The sequence below is a fragment of the Geotalea uraniireducens genome (assembly GCF_027943965.1).
GTDB lineage: Bacteria > Desulfobacterota > Desulfuromonadia > Geobacterales > Geobacteraceae > Geobacter > Geobacter uraniireducens.
In genome coordinates, this window is the sequence record NZ_AP027151.1 from 3,688,918 (window position 1) to 3,703,491 (window position 14,574).

General features: G+C 61.5%; 15 protein-coding genes, 1 tRNA gene and 1 other RNA gene. 1 reads left to right on the top strand and 16 read right to left on the bottom strand.

What is annotated here, in order from left to right; genetic code table 11:
- Window positions 1-3: 3 nt before the first annotated feature.
- The 14 genes from mraY to QMN23_RS17290 form a co-directional block, all read right to left on the bottom strand.
- The gene (gene mraY / locus QMN23_RS17225; RefSeq protein ID WP_282000561.1) at window positions 4-1,080 is read right to left on the bottom strand and encodes a phospho-N-acetylmuramoyl-pentapeptide-transferase; all 1,077 of its coding nucleotides are present in this window, start codon (window positions 1,078-1,080) and stop codon (window positions 4-6) included.
- Window positions 1,080-2,489, bottom strand: a complete 1,410-nt coding sequence (locus QMN23_RS17230; protein ID WP_282000562.1) for a UDP-N-acetylmuramoyl-tripeptide--D-alanyl-D-alanine ligase — start codon at window positions 2,487-2,489, stop codon at window positions 1,080-1,082. Before QMN23_RS17230 ends, mraY begins: the two co-directional genes overlap by 1 nt.
- Window positions 2,490-2,519: 30 nt before the next feature.
- Window positions 2,520-4,040 carry a UDP-N-acetylmuramoyl-L-alanyl-D-glutamate--2,6-diaminopimelate ligase gene (locus QMN23_RS17235; protein WP_282000563.1) on the bottom strand — a complete coding sequence of 507 codons (1,521 nt, stop codon included), beginning with the start codon at window positions 4,038-4,040 and terminating at the stop codon, window positions 2,520-2,522.
- A 50-nt stretch (window positions 4,041-4,090) separates the two neighbouring features.
- Entirely contained in the window at window positions 4,091-6,070 is a 1,980-nt protein-coding gene (locus QMN23_RS17240; protein WP_282000564.1) for a penicillin-binding protein, read from the bottom strand.
- Window positions 6,067-6,402: a cell division protein FtsL gene (gene ftsL / locus QMN23_RS17245; protein ID WP_282000565.1), complete on the bottom strand. Its 336-nt coding sequence runs from the start codon at window positions 6,400-6,402 to the stop codon at window positions 6,067-6,069. The genes QMN23_RS17240 and ftsL overlap by 4 nt, the downstream gene beginning before the upstream one ends.
- A gap of 15 nt (window positions 6,403-6,417) precedes the next feature.
- A complete protein-coding gene (rsmH, locus tag QMN23_RS17250) occupies window positions 6,418-7,356 on the bottom strand; it encodes a 16S rRNA (cytosine(1402)-N(4))-methyltransferase RsmH (RefSeq protein ID WP_282000566.1) in 939 nt (312 codons plus the stop codon).
- On the bottom strand, window positions 7,356-7,832 hold the full coding sequence (gene mraZ / locus QMN23_RS17255; RefSeq protein ID WP_282000567.1) for a division/cell wall cluster transcriptional repressor MraZ: 477 nt from the start codon (window positions 7,830-7,832) through the stop codon (window positions 7,356-7,358). The genes rsmH and mraZ overlap by 1 nt, the downstream gene beginning before the upstream one ends.
- Window positions 7,833-8,140: 308 nt before the next feature.
- Window positions 8,141-8,491: a hypothetical protein gene (locus QMN23_RS17260; RefSeq protein ID WP_282000568.1), complete on the bottom strand. Its 351-nt coding sequence runs from the start codon at window positions 8,489-8,491 to the stop codon at window positions 8,141-8,143.
- A gap of 4 nt (window positions 8,492-8,495) precedes the next feature.
- Window positions 8,496-9,059 carry a hypothetical protein gene (locus QMN23_RS17265; RefSeq protein ID WP_282000569.1) on the bottom strand — a complete coding sequence of 188 codons (564 nt, stop codon included), beginning with the start codon at window positions 9,057-9,059 and terminating at the stop codon, window positions 8,496-8,498.
- Between the two features lie 29 nt (window positions 9,060-9,088).
- An RNA gene (gene rnpB, locus QMN23_RS17270) (RNase P RNA component class A) lies at window positions 9,089-9,454 on the bottom strand.
- A 49-nt stretch (window positions 9,455-9,503) separates the two neighbouring features.
- Complete coding sequence (locus QMN23_RS17275) at window positions 9,504-10,217, bottom strand: zinc ribbon domain-containing protein (protein ID WP_348835249.1); 714 nt, start codon at window positions 10,215-10,217, stop codon at window positions 9,504-9,506.
- A gap of 44 nt (window positions 10,218-10,261) precedes the next feature.
- Window positions 10,262-11,380 (bottom strand): Nif3-like dinuclear metal center hexameric protein, encoded by a 1,119-nt coding sequence (locus tag QMN23_RS17280; protein WP_282000571.1) that lies wholly within the window; start codon window positions 11,378-11,380, stop codon window positions 10,262-10,264.
- A 119-nt stretch (window positions 11,381-11,499) separates the two neighbouring features.
- Window positions 11,500-11,576: transfer RNA gene (locus tag QMN23_RS17285), tRNA-Ile, on the bottom strand.
- 54 nt (window positions 11,577-11,630) lie between these two features.
- On the bottom strand, window positions 11,631-11,999 hold the full coding sequence (locus QMN23_RS17290; RefSeq protein ID WP_282000572.1) for a DnaJ family domain-containing protein: 369 nt from the start codon (window positions 11,997-11,999) through the stop codon (window positions 11,631-11,633).
- An 86-nt stretch (window positions 12,000-12,085) separates the two neighbouring features.
- On the opposite strand from QMN23_RS17290, the gene QMN23_RS17295 reads away from it, so the two are divergent.
- Window positions 12,086-12,541, top strand: a complete 456-nt coding sequence (locus QMN23_RS17295; RefSeq protein ID WP_282000573.1) for an ADP-ribose-binding protein — start codon at window positions 12,086-12,088, stop codon at window positions 12,539-12,541.
- Between the two features lie 30 nt (window positions 12,542-12,571).
- Here the strand turns inward: QMN23_RS17295 and QMN23_RS17300 are convergent, their stop codons facing one another.
- Window positions 12,572-13,732, bottom strand: coding sequence for a THUMP domain-containing class I SAM-dependent RNA methyltransferase (locus QMN23_RS17300; RefSeq protein WP_282000574.1), 1,161 nt, complete (start codon window positions 13,730-13,732; stop codon window positions 12,572-12,574).
- Window positions 13,729-14,571 carry an SIR2 family NAD-dependent protein deacylase gene (locus tag QMN23_RS17305; protein WP_282000575.1) on the bottom strand — a complete coding sequence of 281 codons (843 nt, stop codon included), beginning with the start codon at window positions 14,569-14,571 and terminating at the stop codon, window positions 13,729-13,731. Before QMN23_RS17305 ends, QMN23_RS17300 begins: the two co-directional genes overlap by 4 nt.
- Window positions 14,572-14,574: the final 3 nt, after the last annotated feature.

Genomic DNA, 14,574 nt, shown 5'->3' on the forward strand with positions numbered 1-14,574 from the left:
GGGTTACCGCAGCTTCAGGGTTGAAATCGCCACCAGCGCCAGGATGATCGTGATGATCCAGAACCGGACGATGATTTTCGGCTCCGCGACCCCTTTCAGTTCGAAATGATGGTGAATAGGCGCCATGCGGAAAATCCGTTTCCCCCGGTACTTGTAGGAACCGACCTGAAAAATGACCGACAGCGCCTCAATGACAAAAATCCCGCCGACAATGACGAGGAGAATCTCCTGTTTGGTAATCACCGCCAGGATGCCGAGTCCGCCGCCCAGCGACAGCGAGCCCACATCCCCCATGAATACTTCGGCGGGGTAGGCGTTGTACCAGAGGAAACCGATGCCCGCCCCGACCATTGCCCCGCAGAGAACCGCCAGTTCCCCGGCTCCCGGTACGTAGGGAATCTGCAGGTAGCCGGACAGCCGGGCATTGCCGGCAATGTAGGCGAACAGCAGGTAAGTGGCGGCATTGATCGCCACCGGCCCGATCGCCAGGCCGTCCAGGCCGTCGGTCAGATTCACGGCATTGCTGGCACCGACGATCACCAGTACGGCAAAGGGGATATACAGATAAGAAAGATCGGGATGCAGCTTTTTGAAAAACGGAAAGTAGATCTCCGTCGAGATCCCCGAGCTGAACACCAGGAAAACCACCGCCGCACCGGCGATCAGCAGCTGCCAGAACATCTTCTGCCGGGGAGAGAGTCCTTTCGGATTTTTCTCCACGACTTTCTTATAGTCGTCGGTGAAACCGATCAGCCCGTAGCCAACAATGATGAACAGGGTCGTCCAGATGTAGCGGTTAGTCAGATCGGCCCAGAGGAGAGTCGGGATGACGATGGCGGAGAGGATCAGCACCCCGCCCATGGTCGGCGTCCCCGACTTTTTCAGGTGCGATTCCGGTCCGTCGGTACGGATCACCTGCCGCGCCTGAAGCGCTTCCAGTTTCCTGATCATCCAGGGGCCGAGGATAAACGAGACGACCAGCGCGGTGATCACCGCGTAGATCGCCCGGAACGTCAGGTACTTGAAGACGTTGAACAGCCGGATGTCGCCGGCCAGCGGATAGAGCAGATGGTAGAGCATTAAACGGCGCCCTCCTTCCCGGTGGCGGCAGTCCCCATCTTCCGAATCCCTTCGGCTATCCGCTCCATCACCATCCCCCGGGAACCTTTCACGAGAATGAAATCTCCGGTGGCAACGGTCCGCCGGAGATCGGCCAGAATTTCATCATGATTTGCGGCAACGATGACCGCCTGCTCCTCCAGCCCTCCTTCGAGAGCCCCGGCCGCGACGATCTTCGCCATCCCCCCCAGCACATAGAGGCGATTGACGCAGGTTGCCGCCAGACGGCCGAGTTGGCGGTGCGCTTCTTCGGTCCCTTCGCCGAGTTCCAGCATATCGCCGAGCACCGCCACGGCACTCCGCTTGTCGTGCAGTTCGCGTACCGTCGTCAGCGCTGCCGCCATCGAGGCCGGGTTGGCATTGTAGCTGTCGTCGATCAGCACGAGTCCGCCGACTTCTTCCAGGTTGAAGCGCCGGGCATAGGGGGTAAAGTCCTCGAGTCCCCGAGCGATCTCTTCCGGGTGGATATCGAGCAGATAGGCGGCCGCAGCTGCCGCCAGGGCATTGGCGACATTGTGCCGGCCGAACGCCCGCAGCTTCACCGGGACCGTCGCCGTCGGCAACCGGAGCAGGAAACGTTGTCCGTCCCGGCCCAGGCTTTCGATCTCGGCCGCCGTCACATCGGCGTTATGAAGACCGAACGAAAAGCGTCTGACCCCGTCCGGAGAGGGGCACGCGACAATGAGCGGATCGTCGGCATTGAAAATGGCGCAGCCGCCGACCGGCAGCCGGAGAAAGAGTTCCCCTTTCGCCCGGGCGACCCCTTCGACGCTGCCGAGCGTCTCCAGATGGGCCGGATAGGCGTTGGTGATGATCCCGAGTTCGGGCTGGGCAATCTCTGCCAGCCGATCGATTTCGCCGAATGCGCTCATGCCCATTTCCAGAACCGCCCAGCGATGGTCGGCGTTCAGCTGCAGGAGCATCTGCGGCAGCCCAATCAGATTGTTGAGATTGCCGCTGGTCTTCAATCCCGCGCCGGTCCGCGACAGGATGGCCGCCAGCATCTCCTTGGTCGTCGTCTTGCCGTTGCTGCCGGTAACGGCAACGACCGGGATACGAAAACGACGGCGATGGAAGGATGCCAGATCACCAAGCGCCCGGAGGGTATCGGGAACAGCGACCACCGCCACGCCCGCCGGCGGCTGGTTGGCGGCCAGCCACTGCTGCTCCACCAGGACGGTCTGCACGCCGCGAGCAGCCGCGGCGGCAAGGTAGTCGTGACCGTCAAAACGTTCACCGCGCAGCGGGACAAAAAGTTCGCCGGCCGCAACCGTCCGCGAATCGGTGGAAACCCCGCTGACCGTGCCCGCGGCCTCGCCGAGCAGCGTGCCGCCGGTGGCCGCGGCTATGTCACTCCGGGTAAACAGCACAAAACCTCGCTTCCCTGCCGGCGCGCCGGCCTATCCCCGCTCCCGAAAGGCGGCGGCAGCTTCCTCGCGATCGTCGAAATGATGTTTTTCACGGCCGACGATCTGGTAATCCTCGTGGCCTTTGCCGGCCAACAGCAGAATATCGCCCGGCTTGGCCAGCCGGGCCGCCAGCCGGATTGCCTCGTGCCGGTCTGCAACGGCCACGTACCCCTTTTCGTCAAAACCGTCGGCCAAGTCGGCGACGTGGTACTCTCGAAGCCCGAGGGTGCCGATCCCGCCGAGAATTTCGGCAATGATCGCTACCGGTTCTTCGGTGCGCGGATTGTCCGAGGTCACCACAGTCAGATCGCTGTAGCGCCCGCCGATCGACCCCATCACCGGCCGCTTCCCCCGATCACGATCGCCGCCGCAGCCAAAGACGGTGATGATGCGACCGGTTGCCAGCTCGGTAACGGTCTTCAGGACATTTTCCAGCGCATCGCCGGTATGGGCATAGTCGACCAGCACGGTTACCCCGCGGTCGTTATCGACCCGTTCGAGCCGCCCCGGCACCCGGACGCCACTACCGATCCCTCCAGCAATCGCCGCGAGCGGCAGGCCGAGGGCCACTCCCGCACCAACCGCCGCCAGAATATTGTACAGGTTGAAGCGGCCGAGCAGCTGTGAGTGAAAAGCAAACGAGCCAGCCGGCGTAACCATGGTACCGGCAATCCCGCTCACCGAGAAACTGACCGATTCCGCCCTAACCTGGGCCGCCACCGTCAATCCGTAGGTAATGACCGGCGCCGCAGCCGCCGCAGCCAGCCGGGCACCGTACGGATCATCGATATTGATGACTGCGTGGCGGCGCGGCTTGACCGGATCGGCACCGAGCAGCGCGGTAAATAGCCGACTCTTGCTGGCGAAATACGACTCCATATCCCGGTGGTAATCGAGATGGTCGCGGGTCAGATTGGTGAAAACAGCGACGTCGAAACGGCAGCCATCCACCCGATACTGTTCCAGGGCATGGGAAGATACTTCCATCACCACGGCGCCGGCACCGCTGTCGAGCAACTCGCGGAGGGTCCGCTGCAACTCCACCGATTCGGGGGTGGTATTCGGAGCCGGTATCATCCGGTCACCGAACCGGTAGCTGATGGTGCCGAGCACCGCGGCGGCCAACCCGGCCTGGGCCATGATCGACTCGACGAGGTAGGTGATGGTGGTCTTGCCGTTGGTACCGGTAATCCCCACCGTCGGCACGGTATCGGTCGGATAGCCGTAGAAAGCGGCAGCGGTGCGCGACATGGCGAGACGACCATTCTCGACCCGGAGCCAGGTCATTCCGGCCGGCGCCCGGGAAGGATCCTCCAGGACCACCGCCACGGCACCAGCCGCGCAAGCGGCGGCGATGTGATCATGGCCATCGGCCGCCACCCCCCTTAACGCGAAAAAGAGACCACCGGGCTGCACCTGCCGCGAATCGAAGTAGAGCCCCTTGATCTCTTGTGCCATGTCCCCGGCTGTCTCCACAGGACCCACAAGTTGTACAATTTTTTCAAGTCGCATCGCTATCCGCCATGATCTGTCGCTGGTAACTGCTGCTCCCCGCCGGGCCGTTACGCCGAGGGAACGAACCGCACCCACACCTGGTCGGCCGGCCCGATCCGCCGCCCCGGAAGCGGATTTTGCTCAACGGCCCGGCCGCTGCCGAGCAGCCGGACATTGAGTCCCTCTTCTTCCATCGTCTTCAGCACCTGCCGCATACTTTTGCCCCGGAAATTCGGCATCACCACACCGTTGCCCCCATCGACGATCGCCCCCTCTGACGCCACTTCGTCGCTCTCCTCGGTCGCTGGCGCGTGGTTCTTTACCTCCAGCGGCTTCGGCTTGCTCCGGACGACCTCGTCGGGAGGAACTTTCAGGTAGCAGAGCGATTGCAGCGCAATCGAGCTGAATGCCGGGGCCGCGACCACGCCACCGTAGGGGCTGGTCTTCGGCTCATCGACCACCACCATGATCGTCAGCCGCGGGTGGTTGGCCGGAACAAAGCCGATGAACGAGGCGGTCCGCTTGTTGAGCGAGTAGCTGTGAGTGACCGGATCGACCTTCTGAGCTGTCCCCGTCTTGCCGGCAACCAAGTAGCCGTCGACCGCGGCGTTCGTGCCGGTCCCTCCCTCGGCCGCCACCCCCTCCATCATCCTGGTGACAATTTTCGCCGTTTCGGCCGAGACGACCTGTCGGCGTTGCTGCGGCTCGAAACTCTTGACCAGATTGCCGTCGTTGTCGGTAATTTTTTCAACGACATACGGCCTCATCAGTACGCCGCCATTGGCAATGGCCGAAACGGCCGACGTCAGTTGGATTGCCGAGGCAGTCACCCCCTGGCCGAAGGAGATCGTCGCCAGATCGACGCCATACCATTGGCTCCACGGCCGCAGGCTCCCCGACGCTTCGCCGGGAAGATCGATCCCAGTCCGCTCGCCGATGCCGAAGTTTCGCAGATAACTGTACAACCGCGACGGACCCAGCCGGGCTCCGATCTTGGCTGCCCCGATGTTGCTGGAATATTTGAGAATGTCGGCAATGCTCAATCGCCCGTATTTATGGGTATCGTGGATCGTCCGACCGCCAATGCTGTAACTTCCCCCCTCGCAGTTGAACGAGTCGCCCGGCCTGATCGTCTTTTCCTCCAGGGCGGAGGCAATCAACAGGACCTTGAACGTCGAACCCGGTTCGAAGCTGTCGGCCACCGCCCGGTTACGCCACACCTGGGGGGAATACGAACCATGGGAGTTCAGATTGAAGGTCGGATAATTTGCCATTGCCAGCACTTTACCGGTCCGCGGGTCCATCACGATGGCAGTGCCGCCTTTGGCGCCGCTCCCCACCACCGCTTTGGCCAGTTCCTTCTCGGTAATGTACTGGATGTTCTTGTCCAGCGTCAGCGTGAGATTGTGCCCTTCGCTGCCATTCTGGACAACGGTCCCTTTCAGGGCAATCTCCCGGCCGAGGGCGTCCCGTTCGGTCACCAGATAGCCAGTGCCACCGAGAATCGTCGAATCGTATTTGAGTTCGACCCCTTCCAGCCCGTCCGGGTCTACGCCGGTGAAGCCGATGACATGGGCGGCAACTTCCGAGTTGGGATAGAAACGCTTCGTCTCTTTAACGAAGCCGATTCCCTCGATGTTCAGATCCCGGATCTTTTTGGCATCGTCCGGAGTCATCCGCCGCTGCAGCCAGACGAAATTCCTGTTCCCCTGGAATTTCTTCAGCACCGCCTCCTTGGTCATCCCGAGCAAGGGTGCCAAACGGGCCGCGGCGTCAGCCGGGGCCTCCAGGGAGCGTGGCTGGGCAAAACATGAATCCATCTCTACCGAAACGGCCAGAGCCGCGCCGTTCGCATCGTAGATGGTGCCCCGCACCGGTGTCAGCGGAACGATTTTCTGGTGCTGCCGATCGGCAAGCTTCAGCAGGTAATCCCGTTTGACTACTTGGAGATAAAATGCCCGAGAAACGGCGCAGGCGAAAAAAACAATGAATATCCCTGCCACCATGCGGGTGCGCAGAGCCATCCATTTCTCGGCATCATACCTCATTTCACCACGACCAGCTGTTGGTCAGTCGGCAACGCCATGCCGAGATCGCCCTTGGCAAGAGCTTCGATCCGCGCCGGCGTTTTCAACGACGCTACCTCGAGCTTCAGCCGATTCTGCTCCTCTTGGGCATCCTTGAGCAGCTTGCTGGTTGCAGCGATCTCCAGATTGAGATCGATCACCCGTACCCGTGACCAGACATGGAACACGGACACCAGGGTTAGCAGCACCAAGACGACCAGAAGATACGGGAAAAGTTGCCCCCGCTGGGTAGAGACGGCTTCAAGACTTTTCGGTGCGGCCACCTTGCTGAATGCTGTTTTGGCCTGTGCCATTTCCCCCTCCTGCTGCTACAGCTTTTCAACCGCCCGCAGCCGGGCGCTGCGAGCCCTTGGATTGCTGCTGACTTCATCATCCGCCGGGACTACCGGTTTCCCCGTCAAAATACGCAGTTGCGGCGTATTCCCACAGACACATTGCGGAAGCCCCTTCGGGCAGGTACATCCCTGCGCACCGCGACGGAAAACATTCTTGACGATCCGGTCTTCCAGCGAATGGAACGAAATCACCACCCCTCGCCCACCGGGAGCAAGCAGGCCCAACCCGGCGGCAAGACCCCGTTCGAGACTGCCCAACTCATCGTTGACCGCGATGCGCAGCGCCTGGAATGTGCGGGTCGCCGGATGGAGGCGCTCTTCCCATTTGGCCCGGGGAATCGCTCCCTTGATGATGTCAACGAGCTGTAACGTCGTTTCGATCGCACTGACCTGGCGAGCCTTGACGATAAAGGCGGCAATTCTCTTTGCCCAGCGTTCCTCGCCGTACGCCCAGATCAGCCGTGACAGTTCCTGCTCCGAGCTGCCGTTGACCAGATCCGCCGCCGAAACCTCGGCCGCCGGATCCATCCGCATGTCGAGCGGCGCATCGGCCTGGAAACTGAAGCCCCGCTCGGCCCGGTCCAGCTGGTGGGACGATACGCCCAGATCGAGGAGGAAGCCGTTGATGGCCGTTATCCCTAGCAGGGCGAGAACCTCGGCCATCTCGGAGAAGTTTTGCTGCACCAGCCTGACGCGCGCTCCAAACCGGGCTAGTTGCGTTTCGGCTTCGGCAAGAGCGGCCGGATCGCGGTCCAAACCGATCAGCTGGCCATCAGGGGCCGTCGCTTCGAGGATCAGCCGGGCATGACCGGCACCGCCGAGCGTCCCGTCAAGATAGATCCCCCCCTGGCGGGGAGCGAGGAAGCTGATTACCTCGCGCGGCATCACCGACAGATGACCGAAGGCTGCCACTAAAGCCCCAGGTTGGCCAGGACCGGTGAATTCGTCGGGAAATTCTTCAGATCCTGGACACTTACCTTCTCATATTCCGAAAGGCTCCAAATTTCCGCTTTGGTCATCTGGCCGACAAAGACGATTTCACGTTCCAGCGCGGCACTTTTTCGCAAATGGGGCGGCACGAGAATCCTTCCGAGCTTATCGGCGGTACACTCCACTGCCGGCGCGATGATCCGCCGCATGACACTGTTTTTCTCACCGGATGTCAGATCGGTATTATTGAGCAGCCCCTCTTCGAAGCGCAGCCAACCGTTATAGGGGAACAGCAGCAAGCCGGAAGTGAACTGGTCGCCCCCCAGGCCGACGGGCGCGGAGTTCGTAACGAAGAAGCGCTCGTCACCAAAAGTCTCGACCAGAACCTCCCGGAATTTGGCCGGTAAGCTCGTCCGCCCCTTAGCGTCGATCGTTGTCTCAAAAATTCCCCGGAACATGCCCCGTTGGCACCTCTTGCCACAATTTACCACAATTTACCACTTTGTGGCAAAACTATACTCGTGGCCCGAATGGTTGTCAAGGCAAAATCGGGAGGGGAATTGGCGGTTTTTTCCAATTATTTTCCAGCAGGTTACCAAAATCCTCCCCCCTCTTGGCCAACAGTCGGCAGGCGGCCGGGGAAAGCAACGAGAGCAGCTGACAACTAGCGGGAATTGCTCACAAAATACACCACCAGACAGCGGACGGGGAGAGAAGGGAAAGCGGCGGGCTTGCGGTGAAGGGAAACGGGGCTGAACGCCCCGCGCTACGTTTCTTTCTTTCGCTCAAACAGGGGAACCACCTTCACCCCCTTAGCCTTGGCTCCCGGCTCGTCTGCAGGCGGAGCGGGCGGAGTCTGGTCGGGTGGCAACTGGCCGGCCAGCGGCGAGACAACCTTTTCCATCCGCACCGGCGTCCCCCCCATGGTGAACAGGGCACCATTGATCTGGGATTCCTCGAGGATCCAGGTATAGATCTCCAGCGGGACGGTGAGGACCAGCAGCTTGACCCGCCACCAGCCAGGCTTGACATCGGGGGACACATCCTCGATCCGGGCATAGAAGGCCGGTTTTTCATCGATATGGACCATGACAAGATCGTTCAGCGTGGTTGTCATATCATTACCCTTCGTGAAAGCGCAGGATTTTCCTCCCCTGCACCTGGTCATCGGCAGAATAGTTCATCAGCAGACCGTGCATAAAGCGGTTATTGAACAACGATTCAAGATCGGCGTAAAGCTGCCGGAGCAACCGCTCCAGACCATAGAACGCCGCAACGCGCTCCGGCGGCCACAACCCTTCCACCTGCTCGCAGTTGTAGGTCACGCAATTGAACGGCCGGAACGATGACGCCATCCGGCAGCCGCTCTCGCCTCCGTACGGACAATTCTCGCCACCGAAGTGCGGCTGAAAAAGCGGCATTCCAGCAGCCAGAAACACCAACAGATCAACCGCCGTGAAATGGTATTTACCCCGGAGACAGCATTCCCCGCCGCAGGCGGCGCAAATTGCCGCAGCCCCGACCTCGGCGGCAAAGCCGCACAACCGCTCTTTCACGGCCCGGATTTCCGCAGCCTTGATCCCGACCACGTCGACAAGGCGTGACGGCAGGGCGGCGTATTCGGCGGTAACCGTCGCCACCGCCCGTGCCCATCGCTCCTGGTCGTCCATCGGTTGATCTGTCATCGATCCCTGCGTTTCAAACAAAAAAAATTGGCCGAAGCAGCGCGTAAGCCGGGTTCTGTTCCCGACACGGATTGCTCCGCGGCGGGCAATGGCCATTCATCTGGGACTGCCGTTACCGGCAGCCTCAAGCAGCCAACCCGGAAGCACGGGCGGGCAACCCTTGACGCTTCCCTATTTGGCCTTGCTCCTGGTGGGGTTTACCTGGCATCCGACGTCACCGCCGAACCCGGTGAGCTCTTACCTCACCCTTTCACCCTTACCCGCCTGAGCGGGCGGACTTCTCTCTGTGGCACTATCCCTGGGGTTACCCCCGCTGGACGTTATCCAGCACCATGCCCTGTGGAGCCCGGACTTTCCTCCCCCCGCACGCGGGGAGCGACCATCTGCCCTACTTCGACCAAGCCGCTGTCGGAGCGGGATGCTCCCGCTCCAACTATCTCTATGTTAAGCTTCCTGACGCAGAACGAGCATCCGTTGGCAATGGGGGCACAGGACCAGCTCATCGGTCCGGAACAGGCTGTTGTAAAGCTGCGGCGGCAAATTCATGTTGCAGCCGGAACAGTTTCCGTCCCGCGCTGCCACCACGGCAATCCCCTGGCGTTTTTCCCGGAGGGCCCCGTACCGCTTCAGGAGCGATGCCGGAATACTCTTTGCCGTAGCCTCCTTGGCCGCGGCATCAACGCTGATTTCCTGCTCGAGCCGGTCGATACTCCCCTGGATTTCCGCTTTCTGGCTATCAATATTCGCTTCGAGCGAAGCCAGCTCTTCCTCACGGGCGGCAATTTCCCCGGACAGCTCCTCGATCTGGGTCCGTTTCTGCTGCAGCTGCTCTTCGAGCTCACTCTTCTGTTTTTTGGCGGCGGAGACCTCTTTCAGCACCGCCTGGTACTCTTTCTGGGTCTTGATCTCTTTTTGCCGGGCTTCGGAACGGGCAATGTTCTCGTTTTCGGTAATGAGATTCTGTTCCAGCGACCGCCGCTCGTCTTCAAGAAGAGCCAGCTCCTCCCGTTTTTCGCTGACGGTCCGGCGGACGCTATCGACCCGCTCGTCAAGCGCGGCCAGCTGGTCAAGCAGGGTCTGCTTCTCGCCATGGCGGCCGTCGATTTTCAGGTCCAGCTCCTGCAACTCCTCAAGCAACATCAGATTCTTGCGCAACACAACCTCCCTTGATTCCCGTAATGAGCCCTTAAGGCGAGAGAGCCTTACCGAAAGACAAACGGCTCCCGCTCTCCCCTGAACGCTATGATTTCCGCATCGTATCGCCGCAGCGCCAGCTCCTCGCCGACGCGACCGACGACCTGTTCCACCATCAGGATCTCCGTCCCAAAATGCCCCGCATCCAGCAAGGCCAGCCCGAGCGCCTCGGCATCCCGCGCTTCGTGATACTTCACATCGCCGGTGACAAAAACGTCCGCGCCCTGCCGGTACGCGTCCCGCATCAGCGACATTCCGCTGCCGCCGCAAAGCGCCACCCGCTTCACCGGGCGGTCGGCGGCACCGACGAACCGCACATTTGTCAGGCCGAGCCGCCGCTTCACCTCTGCCGCAAACGCATCGAGAGTCACCGACGCCGGCAGTTCGCCGATGCGCCCCAAGCCTCGCTCTTCGCCCCGATTAAGGAGTGGATACAGGTCAAACGCCGGCTCCTCGTACGGATGAGCCTTGAGCATCGCCGCAACGGCGGCCGCGAGCGACTCCTTGCGGACCAGCACTTCAATCCGCTTCTCGGCAACGACTTCCCGTCTCCCTACCTCGCCAATGTACGGCACAGCCCCCGGCAGCGGTCTGAAGGTGCCGCTACCAGCCGCCTGGAACGAACAGTCACGATAGTTACCAATCTCCCCACACGAGCGGAACAATGCTTCCAACACCTGCTCCTCATGCCCCTCGGGCACAAAGACTGCCAGTTTGACAAATTCCGCCGGTGCGGTCACCTTGAGCGGCCGGCAGTTGCCGACGCCAAGGGCCATCGCCAGCTGGTCGTTCATCCCGCCGGTGGCGATATCGTAGTTGGTATGGAGGGAAATAACGGCCAGATCGTTCTTGATGGCATCGATGATGAGTTGTCCGGAGGGATCGGCTGCGGAAATCTTCTTCAGGGGCTGGAAAATAAAGGGATGATGGGTGAGGAGGAGCTGACAGCCGTCGCTGATGGCCGCCGCTATGACGTCGGCGCCGCCATCGAGGGCCACCATGATCCGGGAAACCGGCGCGGCCGGGTTTCCCACCATCAGCCCCACGTTATCCCAGGTTTCGGCCAGGAATGGCGGGGCTATTTTATTAATGATTCCAAGTAGATCCGAAACTTTAAGAGTATTCATGACCGGCAAAAGAAAAAGAGTGCAACCAATCGGCGTGCACTCTTTTTCGCTGTAAGGATGTATGATCGTTTCGACCGGTGCCTTGGTGGCATCACCGCATCTTCCTGCACGTTATCGGGTGGTGGGCCCACCAGGACTCGAACCTGGGACCGACCGGTTATGAGCCGGTTGCTCTAACCAACTGAGCTATAGGCCCGAAAAGAACGAAAGTTCATATTAGGCAACAGCCACTATCCTGTCAAGTACTTTCTCAGCCGCAGAGCTTCTGTTCGGCCGCGGCGGCATACTGTTGAAAGGCACCATTGCGGCGAATCTTCTCCATCAGCAGGTCAAAGCGCAGCCGTTGGGCCGTCAGTCGTTTCTTCACCGCCTGCCGCTCCTCCTCATCCCGGCAGGCCGCCAACAACCCCTCCAGCGTGACGATCTCCCGCTTTAGCTCCAGCTCTTCCGGCAGCACGCCGGCGTTTTTCAGGATTTTATAGCCCATCCGCAGTTCTTCAGGAACGAAGGTCAGATCTTCATGAACGATCGGTTGCCCTTTGAGCGCCAGGTCGGCCAGCTCGCCCCGCTCAATGGCTTCGCGGATTTTCCGTTCCGCAATCGCGGCGAAAATACTCATCGCTCCCTCCTTCCCCAGCCGTTCGGCTGGCCAGTATAGCTAAACCAGTATATACTCTCCGGATTGTCCGACCAAATGGAAAACTGATGGAGGAAGCGCCGGTGATCGAGTGGGAAGGAGAACTGTGGCAACTGCTGGATGGCGGGATTGTCGCGATTACCACCAACGGGTTCGTAACGCCGCAGGGGCTGGCGGTCCTCGGCCGAGGCTGCGCCCGCGAGGCCCGGGAGCGCTTTCCGGACCTGCCTGGAATCCTGGGCGAACTGCTCAGCCGTCGCGGCAATCACGTCCACTACCTGGGGCACGGGCTGGTCAGCTTCCCGGTCGAAGAGAGCCCCTTTGAAAATCCCGACCTGCGCCTGATCCGGCGTTCCGCCGCCGAGCTGGTTGCCTTGGCCGACCACCATGGCTGGACCAGAGTGGCGGTCCCCCGGCCCGGCTGCGGAGGCGGCGGACTCTCCTGGCGCGACGTTCGTCCACTGCTCGCCCCGCTCTTCAACGACCGATTCCTGATAGTCGCCAAGCCCGGTGAACGAGGCTAACCGTCCGGAGCGATATGCCCCGATGCACCGTCAATACAGATCGAACTTCAGCAACCGGCATTCCAGGGGGCCGTTATAGAGGACGATCCTCCGGGAGGCCTTGAGTCCCACCTCTTTGGCCAGATTGAGACTGCCGGTGAAGATCCAGGCGGTATGACCGGCACAGCGCTGCTTAAGCACATCGCCGATCTGCCGGTAGAGAACCTTCAGCTGTTCTTCCTCGCCGAGCCGTTGCCCGTAGGGGGGATTAAAGAGGATCACCCCCGGCTGCTCGGGAGGGGTGAAACTCCGGATGTCGCCTCGCATAAACGAGACGACCTGAGCGACCCCGGCCCGCCGGCTATTCTTCCGCGCCGCCATGAGAACATTTTCCAGCCGGTCCCGACCGAGCAGCGCCAGCGGCAGCGTCGCCTGCTCCCGTTCCCGCGCCTCGGAGCAGAGTTCCTCCCAGAGATTCGGCTCGTAACCGCGCCAACGCTGAAAACCGAAGCGTTGCCGGATCAGCCCCGGCGCCCGGTCCAGCGCCTTCAGCGCCGCCTCGATCAGGATCGTTCCCGAGCCACACATCGGATCAACCAGCGGCACCGTCCCGTCCCAGCCGGTAAAATCGACCAGGGCCGCCGCCAACGTTTCCCGCAGCGGCGCCTCACCGGTCTCGGTCCGGTATCCCCGCTTGTCGAGGCCGGCCCCCGACGAGTCGAGGCTGACGGTACACCGATTCCGGGCCAGGTGGATATTCACCAGCAGGTCCGGATCCTTCGGTGCCACATTCGGCCGGCGGCCGAAGCGGTCCCGCAACGCATCGACGATGGCATCCTTGGTCTTCAGCGCCACGAAACCCGAGTGGGTCAGCACCGAATCGCGGAGGTTGCACTCCACCGCCAGGGTCATTTCAGGGGTCAGCCACTGCTGCCAGGGAATGCTTCGGACCCCCTCATAGAGGCGCTCCGGCGAATCGCACGGGAAACTGGCCACCTGGAGCAGGACCCGGCTGGCGGTCCGCAGCCAGAGATTGGCTCGGTAGCAGGCGGCCAGGTCACCGGCAAACCGTACCCCCCCTTTCTCAACGGCGATCCCGTCGAGCCCCAGCCGGGCCATCTCGGCGGCCAGCAGCTCTTCGACCCCGCGGGCGGTGGCGGCAAAAAACGGATAGCTGCCGGCCACTGGTGTCTCGCGTTGCCCGCTCCTCATTGTCCGGCACTCCGGCGCAGTTCGGCATCGATCGCCGTCAGTCCGGCCAGGGCGCCGAGCGACAGCGAGACGTGGGGCCAGGCGATCTGCGCCTCCCGCGGATTGATCCGAATTGCCGCCGCAGCAGGACGGGCCGCAATCTGTTCGGTCAGGTAACGGATGGTCGGGATGGCAGTCCCGGCGCCCATTTCAATCGCCACGGTCAACGTCCCCCGGCTGTCGGTGAGAAATTCGTCGAAATGGCGCTCTTGGCGGCTCGTCCGGTCGCTGATCCAGCCGTAATCGCCAAACATCAGGATATTGGGGCGGGCCACCGCGTCGCAATGGCGGCAGCGGGGGAGCGTCGTCGCCCGCATGGTCGTCAGATCCACGTCGATACTCTCCGTATTGGCCCAGATCGCCATGGAGCACGGTCTGGTGCACTGTAAATAATGAATGGAACCGTGGACCTCGAGAATCCGGTCCTCGGCAAAACCCGCCTTCTGGAACTGACCGTCAACATTGGAGGTAACGACGAAATAGTCGAGCCCGAAACGGTCGATCCACTCCCGAAGGATGGCAAATCCGGCATGGGGGACGGTCTCCCGGTAGAGATTGGTCCGATGGCCGTAAAATCCCCAGCCGAATGGCGGGTCTCGCTCGAAATGGTCGGGATTGGCAGCCCCGACAAAACTGATGCCGAGCCGCTCATACATCGGGTAGGCGTTCCAGAAGCCGCGGTCGCCGCGAAAATCGGGCAGACCGGAATCGACACCCATCCCGGCGCCGGCCGTGATTACCAGCACCCGGGCGGCACGGATCGCAGCGGCGGCACGACGGCACTGCTCTTCGCGCTCCATCTC